The organism is Nocardiopsis dassonvillei subsp. dassonvillei DSM 43111, from assembly GCF_000092985.1.
GTDB lineage: Bacteria > Actinomycetota > Actinomycetes > Streptosporangiales > Streptosporangiaceae > Nocardiopsis > Nocardiopsis dassonvillei.
In genome coordinates, this window is record NC_014210.1 from 4,895,546 (window position 1) to 4,913,153 (window position 17,608).

The 17,608-nt window shown below is 74.1% G+C and carries 16 protein-coding genes; 13 read left to right on the plus strand and 3 right to left on the minus strand.

From position 1 onward, the window contains the following. Positions 1–47 precede the first annotated feature (47 nt). The gene (locus NDAS_RS20270; RefSeq protein WP_013155101.1) at positions 48–284 is read right to left on the minus strand and encodes a methyltransferase domain-containing protein; all 237 of its coding nucleotides are present in this window, start codon (positions 282–284) and stop codon (positions 48–50) included. Between the two features lie 27 nt (positions 285–311). On the opposite strand from NDAS_RS20270, the gene NDAS_RS20275 reads away from it, so the two are divergent. From NDAS_RS20275 to NDAS_RS20315, 9 genes are all read left to right on the plus strand, one after another. Then, positions 312–1,328, plus strand: coding sequence for an STM4015 family protein (locus tag NDAS_RS20275; protein WP_013155102.1), 1,017 nt, complete (start codon positions 312–314; stop codon positions 1,326–1,328). 99 nt (positions 1,329–1,427) lie between these two features. Beyond that, positions 1,428–2,477, plus strand: coding sequence for an STM4015 family protein (locus NDAS_RS20280; RefSeq protein ID WP_013155103.1), 1,050 nt, complete (start codon positions 1,428–1,430; stop codon positions 2,475–2,477). A 75-nt stretch (positions 2,478–2,552) separates the two neighbouring features. Beyond that, a complete protein-coding gene (locus NDAS_RS20285; protein ID WP_013155104.1) occupies positions 2,553–3,578 on the plus strand; it encodes an STM4015 family protein in 1,026 nt (341 codons plus the stop codon). Further along, positions 3,575–4,690, plus strand: a complete 1,116-nt coding sequence (locus NDAS_RS20290) for an STM4014 family protein (protein ID WP_013155105.1) — start codon at positions 3,575–3,577, stop codon at positions 4,688–4,690. Before NDAS_RS20285 ends, NDAS_RS20290 begins: the two co-directional genes overlap by 4 nt. Next, a complete protein-coding gene (locus tag NDAS_RS20295; RefSeq protein WP_013155106.1) occupies positions 4,687–5,547 on the plus strand; it encodes an STM4013/SEN3800 family hydrolase in 861 nt (286 codons plus the stop codon). The genes NDAS_RS20290 and NDAS_RS20295 overlap by 4 nt, the downstream gene beginning before the upstream one ends. Beyond that, positions 5,544–6,890: an STM4012 family radical SAM protein gene (locus NDAS_RS20300; RefSeq protein WP_013155107.1), complete on the plus strand. Its 1,347-nt coding sequence runs from the start codon at positions 5,544–5,546 to the stop codon at positions 6,888–6,890. The genes NDAS_RS20295 and NDAS_RS20300 overlap by 4 nt, the downstream gene beginning before the upstream one ends. Then, positions 6,887–7,819 (plus strand): STM4011 family radical SAM protein, encoded by a 933-nt coding sequence (locus NDAS_RS20305; RefSeq protein ID WP_013155108.1) that lies wholly within the window; start codon positions 6,887–6,889, stop codon positions 7,817–7,819. The genes NDAS_RS20300 and NDAS_RS20305 overlap by 4 nt, the downstream gene beginning before the upstream one ends. A gap of 43 nt (positions 7,820–7,862) precedes the next feature. After that, positions 7,863–8,681, plus strand: coding sequence for an HAD family hydrolase (locus NDAS_RS20310; protein WP_013155109.1), 819 nt, complete (start codon positions 7,863–7,865; stop codon positions 8,679–8,681). A 71-nt stretch (positions 8,682–8,752) separates the two neighbouring features. Further along, the gene (locus tag NDAS_RS20315) at positions 8,753–9,250 is read left to right on the plus strand and encodes a DUF2087 domain-containing protein (RefSeq protein WP_013155110.1); all 498 of its coding nucleotides are present in this window, start codon (positions 8,753–8,755) and stop codon (positions 9,248–9,250) included. Positions 9,251–9,284: 34 nt separating this feature from the next. Here the strand turns inward: NDAS_RS20315 and NDAS_RS20320 are convergent, their stop codons facing one another. Next, the gene (locus NDAS_RS20320) at positions 9,285–9,968 is read right to left on the minus strand and encodes a GntR family transcriptional regulator (protein ID WP_013155111.1); all 684 of its coding nucleotides are present in this window, start codon (positions 9,966–9,968) and stop codon (positions 9,285–9,287) included. A 67-nt stretch (positions 9,969–10,035) separates the two neighbouring features. After that, positions 10,036–11,124 (minus strand): molybdopterin-binding protein, encoded by a 1,089-nt coding sequence (locus NDAS_RS20325; RefSeq protein WP_013155112.1) that lies wholly within the window; start codon positions 11,122–11,124, stop codon positions 10,036–10,038. A gap of 204 nt (positions 11,125–11,328) precedes the next feature. On the opposite strand from NDAS_RS20325, the gene NDAS_RS20330 reads away from it, so the two are divergent. The 4 genes from NDAS_RS20330 to NDAS_RS20345 all read left to right on the plus strand — a co-directional run bounded on the left by NDAS_RS20330 (position 11,329) and on the right by NDAS_RS20345 (position 17,533). Continuing rightward, positions 11,329–12,339 (plus strand): 2-dehydropantoate 2-reductase, encoded by a 1,011-nt coding sequence (locus NDAS_RS20330; protein WP_013155113.1) that lies wholly within the window; start codon positions 11,329–11,331, stop codon positions 12,337–12,339. Positions 12,340–12,456: 117 nt separating this feature from the next. Further along, complete coding sequence (locus NDAS_RS20335) at positions 12,457–14,400, plus strand: molybdopterin oxidoreductase family protein (protein WP_013155114.1); 1,944 nt, start codon at positions 12,457–12,459, stop codon at positions 14,398–14,400. A 224-nt stretch (positions 14,401–14,624) separates the two neighbouring features. After that, on the plus strand, positions 14,625–16,595 hold the full coding sequence (locus tag NDAS_RS20340; protein ID WP_013155115.1) for an NAD(P)H-dependent oxidoreductase subunit E: 1,971 nt from the start codon (positions 14,625–14,627) through the stop codon (positions 16,593–16,595). Further along, the gene (locus tag NDAS_RS20345) at positions 16,592–17,533 is read left to right on the plus strand and encodes a 2Fe-2S iron-sulfur cluster-binding protein (protein ID WP_013155116.1); all 942 of its coding nucleotides are present in this window, start codon (positions 16,592–16,594) and stop codon (positions 17,531–17,533) included. Before NDAS_RS20340 ends, NDAS_RS20345 begins: the two co-directional genes overlap by 4 nt. Positions 17,534–17,608 lie beyond the last annotated feature (75 nt).

Here is a 17,608-nt window from a genome sequence, read left to right on the forward strand (position 1 = left end):
GGCCCCGGAGAACCGCGTGCTCCCGGTTTTCGGACATCCCCGTGCCCTCAAGGCGAAGGGCCGGATCTCGCGACCCCGCCCGGCCGCAGGACGCGGTGCGTCCCGGACAGGGCGCGGTACCGGTCGGGGATGGCGCGCAGGGCGAGCGCGCACGGGACGGTGACGAACTCCCCGTCGCCGGAGGGCGGGTCCTGCGGGGCGCCGGACGTCCTGGAGTGCCCGACCACGAGGGCGGTGCTGGAGGAGGCCTCGGTGTCGGAGTGCGCTGCTATGCATGGCCGCACACACCCTCCGAACCTCCGGGAGACCCCTTGACCTTCCACGACCACCTGACCGAGTTCGCCGGGCTGCCCGTCCTGGACTACGCGGAGGCGCGCCGCCTGGAACGGAGCGGGGAGACCGTCCCGCCCGGCGCCCGGTCCCCGCTGCGGGACGGCCTGGCCGATCCCGGATCGGTGGCCTGGCGGTTGGACCGGTACGGGGACGACCTCCCGGAGGACCCCCGGGAGTACCTGGAGGGGTTCCTGGAGTTCGTCGGCGACCCGGCCGCGGTCCGCGCCCTCGTCGTCGGCGGCCTGGTGACCGGTTTCGAGGTGGAGTCCTCCGACGCCGTCCGCGACGCCCTGGCGGAGGCCGCCCCGCGCCTGCCCGGCCTGCGCGACCTCTTCTACGCGGACCTGACCTTCGAGGAGTGCGAGGCGTCGTGGATCCGGCACGGGGACCTGTCCCCGCTGGTGAACGCCTTTCCCGGGCTGACCGGGTTCGCCGCGCGCGGCACCATGGACCTGGGCCTGGAGGCGCTGGAGCACGACGGGCTGCGCCGCCTCACCCTCCAGGGCGGGGGACTGCCCGCGCGGCTCACCCGGGAGGTCGTCTCCGCACGGCTCCCCGCCCTGGAGCACCTGGAGCTGTGGCTGGGAGTGGACGACTACCGCGGCGACACCACGGCGCTGGACCTCGCCCCCGTCCTGTCCGGCGGGGCCTTCCCGGCACTGCGCTCGCTGGGCCTGCGCAACGCCGAGCACACCGGCGCGTGGGTGCGCGCGCTCGCCGAGGCCCCCGTCACCTCCCGCCTGCACACCCTGGACCTGTCCCTGGGCACCCTGCGCGACGAGGACGTCCCGCACCTGCTGGAGTCGCCCGTGTTCCGCGGCCTCAGGCGTCTGGACCTGCACCACCACTACCTGTCCGAGGACGCGGAGAAGGAGGTCCGCGCGCTGTTCACCCGGGCCGGGGTGGAGACCGACCTGTCGGACGGGCAGGTGCCGGAGGTCGACTCCTATGACGGGGAGACCGAGCTCCACTACTACACGGCCGTGTCGGAGTAGTCCCGGGAACCGCCGGGGCCCGGACGCGGACGGCCCGGGCTGTCGGGGCCCGCTGGTAGGTATGGACGCAACACCCCGTCGCACCCCCTGGGAGATCCCGTGGCCTTCGACGCCCACCTGACCGAGTTCGCCGGACTGCCCGTCGTGGAGTACCGCTCCTCAGAGGGGTGGACCCGGGAGGCCGAGAAGGAGCGCGAGAGGGCGAAGTGGCGGGGCGGGAGCTTCACCGCCCCCGGCCCGTACCCGCCCCCGGCGCTGGCCTCGGCCCTGGCCGACCCCGGGTCGGTGGCCTGGCGCCTCAGCGACGACGAGGAGCCCCTGGACGACTACCGGCGGTTCATCGCGCAGGTGGACCAGGACCGGGTCTCCGCCGTCGTGCTCGGGGACATGCGGGAGACCTTCTCCGTGCAGTGTCCCGACCCCCTCAAGCGCGCCCTCCTGGAGGTGGCGCCGGACCTGACCGGGCTGCGCTCCCTCTTCTACTGCGACGTGACCTTCGAGCAGATCGAGGTCTCGTGGATCGAGCTGGGCGACATGGCCCCGGTCCTGGCCGCCCTCCCCCGGCTGACCGAGTTCGGGGTTCGCGGCACGGGCGAGATGAGCCTGCACGTGCCCCGGCACGACTCACTGCGCCGCCTCACCCTCCAGGGCGGCGGACTGCCCGCGAAGCTCACCCGCGAGGTCGTCTCGTCCGGACTGCCGAACCTGGAGCACCTGGAGCTGTGGCTGGGCGTGGAGGACTACGGGGGCGACACGACCCCGGAGGACCTCGCCCCGGTCCTGTCCGGGGAGGCCTTCCCCGCACTGCGCTCGCTGGGCCTGCGCAACGCCGAGCACACCGACGACTGGGTTCCGGTCCTCGCCGCGGCATCCGTCACCTCCCGCCTGCACACCCTGGACCTGTCCCTGGGCACCCTCACCGACAAGGGCGCTCGTGCCCTGGTCGAGGCCGCGCCCGCCTTCGCGCACCTGAAGCGGCTCGACCTGCACCACCACTACCTGTCCGAGGAGATGAGCGAGCACGTCCGGGCCGCCTTCGCCGGGACAGGGGTGGACGTGGACCTGTCCGACCGCGAGGTCGGCAGTGACTGGGAGGACGAGGACTTCGACTACGACTCGGCCTGCTACTACACGGCCGTCGCCGAGTAGGGCCCGCGCCGTCCGTCCTGTCACTCCGGGCTGCTAGATATGTTCCTGCCCGAAACCCCGAGGTAGGAGCCCCCTGTGCCGAACAGCCACCACATCACCGAGTTCGCGGGCCTGCCCGTGGTCGAGTTCCCCGCGGTCGAGACCGAGGAGGGCGGCATCTACTCCGAGGACCCGCCCCAGTCCCCCGAGGCGCTGACCGCGGCGGTCGCCGACCCCGGCTCGGTGGCGTGGCGGCTGCGCGTCTCGTCGGTCTACCCGGCCGAGGACTTCCGGGACTACTTCGCCCGCTTCCTCGCGGCCGTGGACACCGGCCGGGTCCGGGCCCTGATCGTCGGCGGCTGGGGCGACTTCGAGGAGGAGCCGCCCTCGACCGTCCCGCGCGACGCGCTCATCGCCGACGCCGACGCGTTCCCCGAACTGCGGGCGCTGTTCTTCGGCGAGATCCTCCAGGAGGAGTACGAGATCTCCTGGATCCACCAGACCGACCTGGCGCCCCTGGTGGCGGCGTTCCCCCTGCTGGAGGAACTGACCGTGCGCGGCACCGGCGACCCCTACCTGGGCGACGGCAAGCTGGAGCTGGCCCTGGCCGAGCACACCGGCCTGCGGACCCTGGTCCTGCAGACCGGCGGCCTGCCCGGCCAGGTCTCGCGCGAGATCGCCGCCTCGCCGCTGCCCTCCCTGGAGAACCTCGAACTGTGGCTGGGCGTGGAGAACTACCGGGGTGACACCACCCCGGACGACCTGGCGCGGGTGCTCTCCGGCGAGGCCTTCCCCGAACTGCGCTACCTGGGCCTGCGCAACGCCGAGGGCGTGGACGAGTGGATCCCCGTCCTGGCCAAGGCCCCCGTCCTGGCCTCCCTGGACGTCCTGGACCTGTCCCTGGGCATCCTCACCGACAAGGGCGGACAGGCCCTGGTGGAGTCCGCGTCCGCGTTCGCGGGGCTGCGCCGCCTGGACCTGCACCACCACTACCTGTCCGAGGGCGTGCAGGCGCGGATCCGCGCCGCCCTGCCGGGGGTGGAGGTGGACCTGTCCGAGCACCGGGAGCCGTACACCCACGGGGGCGGCGAGCCGTACTACTACACCGCGGTCGCGGAGTGACCCCGGGACGGCCTCTGGTCGTCGTCGGGGTCCCCGGCCACCGGCGCCTGGAACTGTTCGCCGCCGCGGCCGGGGCCCTCGGCCTGCCCGGACCGGTGGTCGTGCCGTGGCGCGATCTGGCCGCCGGGCCGGTGGAGCTGCCGCGTGACGCCCTGGTCCGGGTGGACTCCCCCGGCGGCGACGCCGAGACCGAGCGCCTGCTGCGGGGCTGGGAGCACACCCCCGACCTGTACCGGGCCGAGGGCACCGGCGACCAGCACGCCGGGTTCCGGGCCGCGCTGGACCGGCTCGCCGAGGCGGTGCGCGCCACGCCGGGCGCGGCCCTGCTCCAGGAGCCCGCCGACCTGGTGGACATGTGCGACAAGCGGCGCTGCCACGCCCGCCTGGCGGCGGCCGGGGTGCCGGTGCCGCCCGCCCTGCCCGGACCGGTCACCGGCTACGCGTCGCTGCGCGCGGCGATGGAGGCCCACCGCTGGCCGAGGGTGTTCGTCAAGCCCGCGCACGGTTCCTCGGCCTCCGGCGTGGTGGCGCTGGCCACCGCCTCGGGCGGACGGGTCCGCGCGGTCACCTCGGCCGACCTGGTCCGGGGCGCCGACGGCTCCGTGGAGCTGTACAACAGCCTGCGGCTGCGCACCTACACCCGCGAGGAGGACGTCGCGGCGGTGGTGGACGCCCTGGCCCCCGACCACCTGCACGTGGAGCGGTGGGTGCCCAAGGCGGGGTTCGCGGGCAGGGCCGTGGACCTGCGCGTGGTGGTGGTCGCGGGCCGGGCCGCCCACGTCGTGGTGCGCTCCTCGTCCTCGCCCATGACCAACCTGCACCTGGGCAACGCCCGGGGCGACCTGGCGGCCCTGCGGGAGTCGGTGGGCCCCCACGCCTGGGAGCAGGCGATGGCCACGGCCGAGGCCGCCGCCGCGTGCTTCCCGCGCACCCTGTACGCCGGGGTGGACCTGCTGGCCTCCCCGGGGTGGCGGGAGTTCGCCGTGTGCGAGGTCAACGCCTTCGGCGACCTGCTCCCCGGCGTCCTGCACGAGGGCCGCGACACCTACGCCGAGCAGCTGCACGCCCTGACCACCGGCCGTTTCCCCGTCCCCGAACCCGAGAGCGTATGAACAGCACCGCACCCGACATGAACGCCGTGGTGGGCACGCACGACATCCTGCTGCTCACCCTGGACACCCTCCGCCACGACGTGGCCGCCGAGCTGGCCGAGGCGGGACGCACCCCGAACCTGGCCCGGCTGCTGCCGGACGGGCGGTGGGAGCGCAGGCACGCGCCCGCGAGCTTCACCTACGCCTCCCACCTGGCGATGCTCGCCGGGTTCCTGCCCACCCCCGCCTCCCCCGGGCCGCACCCGCGCCTGTTCGCCGCCGCGTTCCCCGGCAGCGTGTCCACCGCGCCCGGAACCTGGACCTTCGAGGCACCCGACCTGGCCTCGGGGCTGGCCCGGGCCGGGTACCACACGGCCTGCGTGGGGGGCACGGGCTTCTTCAACCGGCGGTCGGCGGTGGGCTCGGTCATCCCGGACATGTTCGCCGAGAGCCACTGGGAGGAGTCCTTCGGCGTGACCGACCCCCGCTCCTTCGAGAACCAGGTGGCGTGCGCGGCCCGGATCGCCGGGGAGCGCCCCGCGGACCAGCCGCTGTTCCTGCTGCTCAACGTGTCGGCGCTGCACCAGCCCAACTGGTTCCACCTGCCCGGCGCCGTCCGGGAGGACGGCGACACCCGGGAGAGCCACGCCGCGGCCCTGGAGTACGTGGACCGGCACCTGCCGCCGCTGCTGGCCGCGATGTCGGCCCGCCGCCCCTGCTTCGCGATCGTGTGCTCCGACCACGGCACCGCCTACGGGGAGGACGGCTACACCGGCCACCGGATCGGCCACGAGACCGTGTGGACGGTCCCCTACGCCCACGCGTTCCTGCCCCGGGGACGCACCGCTCCCGCCGACGCACAGGAGGCGACCGCGTGACCACCACCCTGACCCCGCGCCCCGAACCGGTGCGCGCCGACTCCCCCTACCAGTCCTACGTCTACGCCTACCCGCACAAGAGCGCCTACCGGCCCTTCACCGAGCGCCCCGCGCTCGCCGACCTGTGGCGCGGCGAGGACGTCGGCGCGCTGTCGCTGTACGCGCACATCCCGTTCTGCGAGATGCGCTGCGGGTTCTGCAACCTGTTCACCCGCTCCACTCCCCCGGCCGAGCAGGTCACCGCCTACCTGGACGCGCTGGAGCGCCAGGCGGAGGCGGTGGCCGGGGCGCTGCCGGAGGGCGCCGCCTTCGCCCGGGCCGCCCTGGGCGGCGGCACCCCCACCTACCTGACCGCCGAGGAGCTCACCCGGGTCTACGACCTCACCGAGAGCGCCTTCGGGGTGGACCTGTCGGCGATCCCGGTGTCGGTGGAGACCTCTCCGGCCACGGCCACGCCCGACCGGCTGGCGGTGCTCGACGCGCGCGGCGCCACCCGGATCAGCATGGGCGTGCAGAGCTTCCTGGACGCCGAGGCGCACGCGGCCGGGCGTCCGCAGAAGCGCGCCGAGGTGGACCGGGCGCTGGCCGCGATCCGCGAGCACGCCTCGGCCGACCTCAACCTCGACCTCATCTACGGCATCGACCGCCAGGACGCCCGCACCTGGGCCTACTCCCTGGACACGGCGCTGGAGTGGGAGCCCGAGGAGGTCTACCTGTACCCGCTGTACGTGCGCCCGCTCACCGGGCTGGGCCGCCGCGCCCGCGCGTGGGACGACCACCGGCTGGGCCTGTACCGGCAGGGCCGCGACCACCTGCGCGAACGCGGCTACGAGCAGGTGTCCATGCGCATGTTCCGGCGGGCGGACGCCCCGAAGACGCAGGCCCCGGACCACTCCTGCCAGACCGACGGCATGGTGGGGCTGGGCTGCGGGGCGCGGTCCTACACCTCCGCCGCGCACTACTCCTTCGACTACGCCGTGGGCGTGGGGCAGGTGCGGTCGATCATCGCCGACTACACGAGCCGCCGCCAAGCGGACTTCGGACGGGCCGAGGTGGGGTTCCGCATGGACGAAGGCGAGCGGCGCCGCCGCCACCTGCTCCAGTCGCTGCTGCTCGCGGAGGGGATGGACACCGCCGCCTACGCCGACCGGTTCGGCTCCCGCCCCGAGGAGGACTTCGCCGCGACCCTGGCGGTGCTCGACGGGCGCGGCTGGCTGGAGCGGGACGGCGCGCCGGACCTGCTGCGGCTGACCCCGGAGGGGCTCGCGCACTCCGACGCGGTGGGGCCGATGTTCTTCTCCGCCGGGGTGGCGGCCCTGATGGCCGACTACGAGGCCCGGTGAGCGCGGTGACCCCTTCCTCCTCGTCCCCGGCCCGGGCCTCCGCGCTCCCGCCGCACCTGACCCTGCTCTACCGCGGCCCGCTGGCCAGCTGCGACTACGACTGCCCGTACTGCCCCTTCGCCAAGCGGCGCGACAACCCCGAGACGCTGCGCGCCGACCGCGCCGCGCTGGAGCGCTTCACCGGCTGGGTGTCCGCGCTGGAGGCGGAACACCCCGGCACCCGGATCTCGGTGCTGTTCACCCCGTGGGGCGAGGGGCTGGTGCGGTCCTGGTACCGGACCGCGATCATCCGTCTCAGCCACCTGCAGCACGTGGAACGGGTGGCCATCCAGACCAACCTGAGCGGCCGCCTGGGCTGGCTGGCCGACTGCGACACCGGCACCGCCGCGCTGTGGACCACCTACCACCCCGGTCAGGTGACCCATGAGCGCTTCCTGGCCAAGGCGCGCGAGCTGGACGGGATGGGGGTGCGGTTCAGCGTCGGCGTGGTCGGCGAACCGGAGCACCTCGAAGCGGCCCGGCGGATGCGCGCCGAACTGCCCGAGCGGGTGTACCTGTGGGTGAACGCCGCCGAGGGGCGCACCTACACCGACGCCGAGGCCGAGCTGTGGCAGGCCCTGGACCCCCACTTCCACTACAGCCGCAGCCCCCACCCCAGCCGGGGTCTGCCCTGCCGTACCGGTGACACTGTGCTGTCCGTGAACGGCGACGGCGACGTGCGCCGGTGCCACTTCGTGGACACGCCGATGGGCAACCTCTACGACGGCTCGTTCGCCGCCGGGCTCGGCCCCCGCGCGTGCCCGCTGACCAGCTGCGACTGCCACATCGGCTACGTCCACCTGGAGTCCCTGGACCTGTACGACGTGTTCCGGGGCGGGGTGGTGGAACGGGTCCCGGCGGCCTTCGGCTCCCTGCTCCCGCTCGTGTGAGACGGGTCAAAACCGCTTCGCAACGTCACCGGGAACAGACATAATGCCCACCATGGTCTTTCCCCGGGTTATCGCGACCGATCTCGACGGCACACTCCTGGACGCGGGGGGCCTGGTCTCCGAACGCAACCGGCTGGCGCTGGTCGCCGCCGCGGAGGCGGGCGTCAGGGTGGTGGTCTCCACCGCGCGACCGCCGCGGACCACGCAGCACATCGCCGAGCAGCTCCCCTGCGCCGCCGTGCTCTGCGGCAACGGCTCGCTGGCCCACGTGCCCGGCGACGAACCGCTGGTACGCGCCATCTCCCCGGAGACCGCCCGTTCGGTGGTCGAGAAGGTCAACGCGGAGCTGCCCGGGATCGGCTACGGCATCGAGACCGGCACCGACTTCTTCCACGACGCCGACTACCACCTGGAGCCGTGGCTGTCCGGCGAGTGGGTGCGCGAGGTGCTGGAGGACACCGAGACCCTGTTGAGGCGGGCCACCCCGATCACCAAGATGCTCGTGCGCTCCCGCGACATGCGGGTGGAGGAGCTGCACGAGACGGTCGCGGCGGCGGTCGGGTCGCTGGCGGAGGTGACCTTCTCGGGCAGCTACAGCCTGCTGGAGCTGAGCGCGCCGGGCGTGAACAAGGGCAGCACCCTCGCGATGGTCTGCGAGCGGTGGGGGGTGGCCGCCGAGGAGGTGGTGGCCTTCGGCGACATGCCCAACGACCTGGCCGCGCTGTCCTGGGCGGGCGGGGGTTACGCCATGGCCAGCGGGCACCCGGACCTGCTCGACCCGGCGCTGGGGCTGCGGGTGGCCCCGTCCGCCAACGAGGACGGTGTGGGCCGGGTGGTCGAGCAGCTCCTGGCAGAGCGCTGAAAAAACGCCTGGACCCCCGCCGGGTCCGCCTCCTAGGGTCGCCTCACACGTACCCGGAGGAGGGCCCGCCGTTGCCGCACCCCACCCAGATCGTCTCGTCCCTGGCCGACCCCGACCGCCTGGAGCTCTACGCCCGGGTGGTCGGCGCGGGAGCCGGCGGGCTGCCCGCCGAGGAGGTCCGCGCGCGGGGGTCGCGGGGGCGCCGGGACATGTCCCGGCTCGTGGAAGCGGGGCTGGTGCGCGAGGAAGGCGACCGCCTGGTGTGCGTGCCGGAGGTGTTCTCCGCCGCCCTGGAGGAGCACCGGCCGGTGCGCCGGGACCCGGTGGACGCGCTGTTCCACGAGGGGCGGCTGAGCGCGCTGCCCGCCAGGCGCGAGCTGCGCGCGCGGGTGTTCGCGCGGATCACCGACCGGTTCTTCGCCCCCGGGGCGACCTACACCGAGAAGCAGGTGAACGCCGCCCTGCGGTCCTGCTGCGACGACCACTCGGCCATGCGCCGCCACCTCGTGGACGAGGGCTACCTGACCCGCGACGACGACGGCAGCGCGTACCGGGTCGTGGAGGCCTGAGCCGCCGCGGGTGAGGGGATGGGCGCGGGGCGGCTCAGCCCTCCACGCCGTCCACCTGCTCGTGGTAGGTGCGGCGGGTGCGCTCGGTGTGCTCGCTCATCAGCCGCAGCGCCGCGTCCGCGTCACGGCCCTCGATGACGTCGACGAGGGCGGAGTGCTCGTCCCAGGAGGCGGCGCCGCGGACGCGGGCGACCGGGGCGTAGTACCAGCGCACCCGCCGGTCGACCTGCGCGGCCAGCTCGGCGAGCACCCGGTTGCCCGAGGCCTCGGTGACGGTGCGGTGGAAGTCGGCGTTGGCCTGGACGACCGCGTCGGTGTCGGCGCGGTCGGTGGCCGCGCGCCCGGCGGCGACCAGGTCGCGCATCGTCCCGATCTGCTCGGTCGAGGCGTTCTGCGCGGCCAGGCGGGCCGACTCCGTCTCCAGCAGGGCGCGCACGGCCAGGAGCTGGTCGGCCTCGCTCTCGGTGGGCGTGTGCACGAACGCCCCGTACCCGGGCCGCAGGTCCACCCACCCCTCGTTGCTGAGCCGCTGCATCGCCTCGCGGACCGGCTGGCGCGAGACGCCGAGGGTCTGGGCCAGCTCGGTCTCCACCAGGTGCTGACCGGGTGAGAGCGACCGGTTGGTGATCAGGTCGAGGATGGCCTCGTACACGGCTTCACGCAGCGGCACGGGGCGCTGGACCCGTCCCGCGACGGCGTTCAACCCCTGTGGGGACATAGGGCGGCTCCATCCGGATGCGTGGGCTTTGTAGACAGTGTACAAAAGGCGGCGGCCACGTGTGCCCTCACGGCAGCTCCACGAGTTCGACGCGCCCCGTCCGGCGGCCGGGCGGCACGACCGCGAGGGCGTCGGCGACGGCGGCGGCGCGCAGGTCGGCCGAGCCGGTGCCGGGCAGTTCCACCGCCAGGTCGCGGCTGACGCGCACCGGCACCAGGCGGGTGTCGGTCGGGTGCGGCCGGGTCGGCCCGATGAGCCGGACCCGTCGGCCGAGGTGGGCGGGGTCGCGCCGGTCCGCGCGACCGGCGAGCACCGGGACGAGCAGGGTGAGCGCGGCGGCCAGCGCGGCGCCGGGGTTGCCCGGCAGTCCCACGACCACGGTTCCCGAGGGCAGCACGGCCAGCACCTGCGGGTGCCCCGGGCGGCAGGCCACCCCGTCGACGACCATCCGCGCGCCGAGCGCGGTGAGCACCGGGCGCAGGTGGTCGGCGGGCCCGGCCGAGGAGGAGCCGCAGACCGCGACGACCTCGGAGGGCCCGGACGCCTCCAGGGCGCGGGCCGTGTCCCGGCCCCGGTCGGCGACCGCCAGCGGGGGCAGGCAGCGCCCTCCGGCCCAGGCGACCAGGCCGGGGAGCAGCGGGCCGATCGCGTCGCGCACGGTGCCCGGGCGCGGTCTCCCCTCGCGCACGACCTCGTCCCCGGTGACCAGGACGCGCACCGCGGGGCGGACCACGGGCAGCGTGTCCAGGCCCAGGCTCGCGGCCAGCCCCAGGAGGGCGGGGGTGACGGGGCTGCCCCGGCGCGCGGCCAGCGCCCCGGCGGGGGTGGTCTCGCCCTTGCGGCGGATGTGCCTGCCGGCCTCGGCCGCGCCGCGCACGCGCCCGGAGGAGGCCGCCGCCCGCTCCCAGGGGAGGACGGCGGTGGTGCCCTCCGGCACGACGGCGCCCGTGGCGACCTCCACCGCCTCCCCCGGGTTCAGGCGGACGACGGGCCCCCGCCGCCCGGCGAGCGAGCGGCCGAGGACGGTCCAGGGGCCCTCACCGGCCACCGCGTACCCGTCCATGGCCGCGCTGTCCAGCACCGGGACGTCGACCACCGAGACGAGGTCGGCGCCGAGGGTGGCACCGAGGGCGCCGTCGAGCGGCTCCTCGGCCATGGGCTGTCCACCCTCGGCGCCGGTCGCCCACGCCAGCTCCCGCGCCCTGGTCCAGGGCAGCGGTGCGCGCGGGCGGCTTTTTCCGGGAAGAAGCGGAGAAGTTTCCGGGGCAACCGGGTCGGGCATTCCTTCTCTCCCTGTCGTCGGGTGAAGAACGCTGCCCTGAAGCATACTGTATACAGTATTTTATGGAAAGGAGTCCTCATGCGAATCGCCGTACTCGGCGCCGGAGCGATCGGCGCCTACGCGGGAGCCGCGCTGCACAGGGGCGGGGCCGACGTGCACCTCATCGCGCGCGGCGAGCACCTGCGGGCCCTGCGCGAGCGGGGAGTCCGGGTCCTCAGCCCGCGCGGGGACTTCGACGCGCACCCGCACGCGACCGACGACCCCACCGAGGTCGGGCCCGTGGACGCCGTCATCCTCGGCCTGAAGGCCCAGCACTACGCGGCCTGCGGCCCGCTGCTGCGCCCCCTGATGGGCCCCTCCACCATGGTCGTCGCCGCCCAGAACGGCATCCCCTGGTGGTACTTCCACGGGATCGAGGGGCCCCTGGCCGGGCACCGGATCGAGAGCGTGGACCCCGGCGGCGCGGTCAGCCGGACGATCCCGGTCGAGCGCGCCGTGGGCTGCGTGGTCTACGCGGCCACCGAGATCGCCGGACCCGGCGTGATCCGGCACATCGAGGGGACCCGGTTCTCCATCGGCGAGCCGGACCGCTCCTCCTCCCGGCGCTGCCGCGACCTCCAGGCCGCGATGGAGGCGGGCGGGCTCAAGTGTCCGATCGAGCGGGACCTGCGCGAGGACATCTGGGTGAAGCTGATGGGCAACATCGTCTTCAACCCGCTGAGCGCGCTGAGCCGCTCCACCATGGTGCAGATCTGCCGCAACCGCCCGACCAGGGAACTGGCCCGCACCATGATGGCCGAGACCCTGGACGTGGCCGCGCGGCTGGGCGTGCGCCCCGCCGTCTCCATCGACCGGCGCCTGGCAGGGGCCGAGCGCGCCGGCGACCACCGCACCTCGACCCTGCACGACCTGGAACGCGGCCGCCCCATGGAACTGGACGTCATCCTGTCCGCCGTGGTGGAGCTGGCCGACCTGACCGGCGCCCCCGCCCCCGCTCTCCGGGCGGTGGACGCCGTCGCGGGACTGCTCAACGCCCGGATGCTCGACGCGCCCGCCCCCGCGCCCGCGGCACCCTCCGTCGCCGCCTAGCGCGCCAGCGCACCCTTGACCCTTGCCCACACCGTCTCAATACTGTATGCAGTATCCGCACAATATCGCCGCCCGGCGGCCCGGACGAATCCGGCCACGAACACCATGCGAGGCCACATGCGATCCGACGAACCCTCCGCACCCCTCACCCGACTCACCCGACCCCTCGTCCGTGACGGCGGCGAGCTGCGCCCGGCCTCCTGGGAGGAGGCCCTGGACCGCGCGGCCGCCGGGTTCCGGCGCGGGGTGGCCGAGCACGGCCCCAACTCCTTCGGCATGCTCTCCTGCGCCCGCGCCACCAACGAGATGAACTTCATGGCGCAGAAGTTCACCCGCGTCGTCGTCGGCACCAACAACGTCGACTCGTGCAACCGCACCTGCCACGCGCCCAGCGTCGCGGGACTGGCCGCGGCCTTCGGCTCGGGCGGGGGCACCTCCTCCTACACCGAGATCGAGGACACCGACCTCATCGTGATCTGGGGCGGCAACCCGCGCTTCGCCCACCCGATCTTCTTCCAGCACGTGCTCAAGGCCGTGCGGCGCGGGGCGCGCCTGTTCGTCGTGGACCCCCGGCGCACCCCCACCGCCGAGTGGGCCGACCGCTGGCTGGGCCTGAACGTGGGCACCGACATCCCCCTGGCGCACGCCATCGGCCGCGAGATCCTGCACGCCGGGCTGGCCAACGACACCTTCGTCCAGCGCGCCACCACCGGTCTGGAGGAGTACCGGGCGCTGGTCGAACCGTGGACGCTGGCCGCCGCCGAGGCCGAGACCGGCGTGCCCGCCGAGGCCATCCGCGAGCTGGCGCACGCCTACGCCCGCGCCGAGCGCGCCCAGATGTGCTGGACGCTGGGCATCACCGAGCACCACAACGCCACCGACAACGTCCGTTCGCTGATCAACCTGTCCCTGCTCACCGGGCACGTGGGGCGGTACGGCTCCGGGCTCAACCCGCTGCGCGGCCAGAACAACGTGCAGGGCGGCGGCGACATGGGCGCCATCCCCGACCGGCTGGTCGGGTTCCAGGACATCCTGGACGCCCGGGTGCGCGCGCCCTTCGAGGCCGCCTGGGGACGCGAGATCCAGCCCGTCAAGGGCCTGAACCTGACCCAGATGTTCGAGGCGATGGACGAGCGCGAGCTCAGGACGCTCTACGTGATCGGGGAGAACCCCGTCCAGTCCGAGCCCGAGACGCACAAGACCACCCGACGCCTGCGCGGCCTGGACCACCTGGTCGTGCAGGACATCTTCCTGACCCGCACCGCCGAACTGGCCGACGTGGTGCTCCCGGCCAGCGCGTCCTGGTGCGAGTCCGACGGCACCTTCACCAACAGCGAGCGCCGCGTGCAGCTGGTGCGCAGGGCGCTGGACCCGCCGGAGGGCGCCCGCGACGACATCGAGATCATGTGCGACCTGGCCACCCGGCTGGGCCACGACTGGACGCGGCCCTCGGCCGAGGAGATCTGGGACGAGGTCCGCTCGCTCTCCCCCATGCACCGGGGCATGAGCTACGCGCGCCTGGCCGAGCTGCACGGCATCCAGTGGCCGTGCTACTCCGAGGACACCGTGGAGCCGAGCTACCTGCACGCGCGGCTGTGGTCGGAGGACCCCGCCGAGCGCGGCGAACCCGCGCCGTTCGGGATCGTGGGCCACTCGCCGCCGGTGGACCTGCTGGACGAGGACTTCCCCTTCCGCCTGACCACCGGCCGACGGCTGGACGACTACAACACCGGCGTGCAGACCAGCGGGTTCTCCTCGCCGCTGCGCCGGGGCGAGCTGCTGGACCTGTCCCCCGAGGACGCGGCCAAGCTCGGCGTCGCCGACGGGGAGACGGTCCGGGTCACCTCCCGGCGGGGCTCGGTGCTGGTCCCGGTCTCGGTCACCGAGGCCATGCGGCCCGGCCTGGTGTTCATGACCTTCCACTTCCCCGACCAGGTGGACACCCAGCTGCTGACCATCGACGCCACGGACCCCATCGCGGGGACCGCGGAGTACAAGGCCGCCGCCGTGCGGATCGAACGGGTGGAGCGCTCCGCCCGCCAGACCGCCGCCGCGGGCTGAGGGAGGGAAAGAGGGAGGGCCGTGCCGTCGCCCCAGCCCCCTGCGGCGGCGGCACGGCCCGTCATGCCAGGTCAGCGCCCTGCGATCGCGACCCGAACGCTCGGACGCATCCTTACGCGATCTTACCGCTTACAGGGGTTGTCAACCCGAACACCGCCATCATACTGTTCTCTGTATACAGAATCCTGTGATCTGGATTACACTCGATATGAGGTGACCACGGCGTGGACCTGCGATTCCTGGACGAGACGCCCACCACCGCCGAACGCGAGGCCGTCGAGAGCGTACTCGGGCCGCCCGAGTCCGGCTGGGACGGCGGCACCCGCCAGGACGCCGACCTGCGCTACGCGCGGGGCGGCCACTCCGCCCGCGACCGGCGCGACCTCCTCCTCCCGGCCCTGCACGCGGTGAACGACCGCGTGGGCTGGATCAGCCGCCCCGCCCTCGACCACATCTGCCGCAGGCTGACCGTCCCCCCGGCGGAGGCCTACGCCGTCGCCTCCTTCTACGCGATGTTCGCCCTGCGCCGCAGGCCCCGCCGGGTCGTGCACCTGTGCACCGACATCGCCTGCGCGGCCGCGGGTTCGGACCGGATGCGCGCCCGGCTGACCGAGCGACTCGGCCCGCCCGGCGGCCACGACGGGGAGGCCGCCTGGCACGAGAGCCCGTGCCTGGGCATGTGCGAGCGCGCCCCCGCGGCCCTGGCCCTGGAGGCGGGCGCCCCCGCCCGGTACGCCGTCGCCGCCCCCGCCACGCCCGAGGCGCTGGACGCCATGGCCGCGCGGGACCTGCCCGAGAACGGGGCGCCGAAGACCAACGGCCACCGGCCCTCCACCACCTTCGGCGCGGACCCGCTGCCCGGGACCGCGCCCGAGCCCGACCCCGCGGCGGCCGTGCCCGACGCGGGCTCCCCCGACCACGTGCTGCTGCGCCGGATCGGCACCGTCGATCCCCTGAGCCTGGACGACTACCGCGCCGCGGGCGGGTACGCCGCGCTGCGCCGGGCGCTGCGCCTGGGCCCCGCCGGTGTCATCCGGGAGGTCTCCGACTCCGGCCTCGTCGGCCGGGGCGGGGCCGCCTTCCCGACCGGGCGCAAGTGGCAGGCCACGGCCCAGCAGCCGGACGGCCCGCACTACCTGGTGTGCAACGCCGACGAGAGCGAGCCCGGCACCTTCAAGGACCGGGTCCTGATGGAGGGCGACCCGTTCTCCGTCGTCGAGGCGATGACCATCGCGGGGTACGCCGTGGGCGCGCGGACCGGCTACCTCTACATCCGGGGTGAGTACCCCCGGGCGCTGCGCCACCTGGAGAACGCCGTCGCCCTGGCCCGCGGGCGGGGCCTGCTCGGCCCGGACATCCTGGGCTCGGGTTTCGCCTTCGACATCGAGATCCGGCGCGGCGCGGGCGCCTACATCTGCGGCGAGGAGACCGCGATCTTCGGCTCCATCGAGGGGCAGCGGGGCGAGCCGCGCAGCAAGCCGCCCTTCCCCGTGGAGAAGGGGCTGTTCGGCAAGCCCACCGCCGTGAACAACGTCGAGACGCTGGTCAACGTGCTGCCCGTCCTGCTGATGGGCGGCCCGGCCTACGCGGCCGTGGGCACCGGCCAGTCCACCGGCCCCAAGCTGTTCTGCCTGTCGGGCGGCGTGCGCCGCCCGGGACTGTACGAACTGCCCTTCGGCGCCACCCTGCGCGACCTGATCGAGGCGGCCGGGGGGATGCCCGAGGGGCGCACCATCCAGGCGGTCCTGCTCGGCGGCGCGGCCGGGACCTTCGTGCGCGGGGACGAGCTGGACATCCCGCTGACCTTCGAGGGGGCCCGCGCGGCGGGCACGTCCCTGGGCTCGGGGGTGGTGCTGGTCCTGGACGACACCGCCGACCTGGTCGCGACGCTGGTCCGGGTGGCGGCCTTCTTCCGCGACGAGTCCTGCGGCCAGTGCGTGCCCTGCCGGGTGGGCACCGTGCGCCAGGAGGAGTCGCTGCTGCGGATCAGGGCCGGGGGCGACGCCGCCGCCGAGGTGCCCCTGCTGCGCGAGGTCGGCCTGGCGATGCGCGACGCCTCGATCTGCGGCCTGGGACAGACCGCGTGGAACGCCGTGGAGTCGGCCATCGACCGGCTCGGCCTGTTCGACGCGACCGACGACACCCACCAGAGCACCGGCCCGGGCACCCGGGCGGCTACCGAGGAGGCCCGATGACCGTCCCCGTACTCCTGGCCCCGCCCAAGCGGCTGATCGACGCGACCATCGACGGGCGCACCGTGCGCGTTCCCGAGGGCACCACCATCCTGGAGGCCTGCGCCGGGGAGGGGACCGAGATCCCCACCCTGTGCTACGGCGACACCCTCACCCCCCGCAACGCCTGCCGGGTGTGCGTGGTGGAGGTGGAGGGCGCGCGCACGCTCGCCCCCGCCTGCTCGCGCAAGCTGGAGCCCGGCATGAGCGTGGCCACGGACTCCGAGCGGGTGCGGCACAGCCGCAAGATGGTCCTGGAGCTGCTCGGCTCCTCCGTGGACCTGTCCACCACGCCCAAGGTGGACGGGTGGATGGAGCGCTACGAGGCCGAGCCCGGGCGGTTCGGCCCGCGCGCCGAGGCCGCGGCGCTGGGCGTGCGCGACGCCCGCCACGCGGGCGACCACGAGCCCGGCGACGGCGCGGTCGCGGAGACGGTCGAGCAGCCCGCCAAGGTGGACAACGACCTGTACGTGCGCGACTACTCCAAGTGCATCATGTGCTACAAGTGCGTGGACGCCTGCGGCGACCAGTGGCAGAACACCTTCGCCATCGGGGTGGCCGGGCGCGGCTTCGACGCCCGCGTCTCCACCGAGCACGACGTCACGCTGCCCGACTCCGCCTGCGTGTACTGCGGGAACTGCATCGAGGTGTGCCCCACCGGCGCCCTGTCCTTCCGTACCGAGTTCGACATGCGCGAGGCGGGCACCTGGGACGAGGAGGCGCAGACCGAGACCACCACGGTGTGCACCTACTGCGGGGTCGGCTGCAACGTTACGCTGCACGTGCAGGAGAACGAGATCGTCAAGGTCACCTCGCCGCACGACAACCCGGTGACCCACGGGAACCTGTGCATCAAGGGCCGGTTCGGCTTCCAGCACGTACAGCGGCGCGGCGGCGGCTGACCCCCCGTGGGCCCGCTCGGGAGCGGGCCCACCTCCGGAGATGAGAAACCGGACGAAATCAGATAGAACCGGGAC

Coding starts and splice junctions, on each gene's coding strand:
- NDAS_RS20295 (WP_013155106.1), top strand. CDS start 4,687: ATGAACAGCACCGCACCCGACATGAACGCCGTGGTGGGCACGCACGAC.
- NDAS_RS20325 (WP_013155112.1), bottom strand. CDS start 11,124: ATGGCCGAGGAGCCGCTCGACGGCGCCCTCGGTGCCACCCTCGGCGCC.
- NDAS_RS20310 (WP_013155109.1), top strand. CDS start 7,863: ATGCCCACCATGGTCTTTCCCCGGGTTATCGCGACCGATCTCGACGGC.
- NDAS_RS20330 (WP_013155113.1), top strand. CDS start 11,329: ATGCGAATCGCCGTACTCGGCGCCGGAGCGATCGGCGCCTACGCGGGA.
- NDAS_RS20320 (WP_013155111.1), bottom strand. CDS start 9,968: ATGTCCCCACAGGGGTTGAACGCCGTCGCGGGACGGGTCCAGCGCCCC.
- NDAS_RS20345 (WP_013155116.1), top strand. CDS start 16,592: ATGACCGTCCCCGTACTCCTGGCCCCGCCCAAGCGGCTGATCGACGCG.
- NDAS_RS20335 (WP_013155114.1), top strand. CDS start 12,457: ATGCGATCCGACGAACCCTCCGCACCCCTCACCCGACTCACCCGACCC.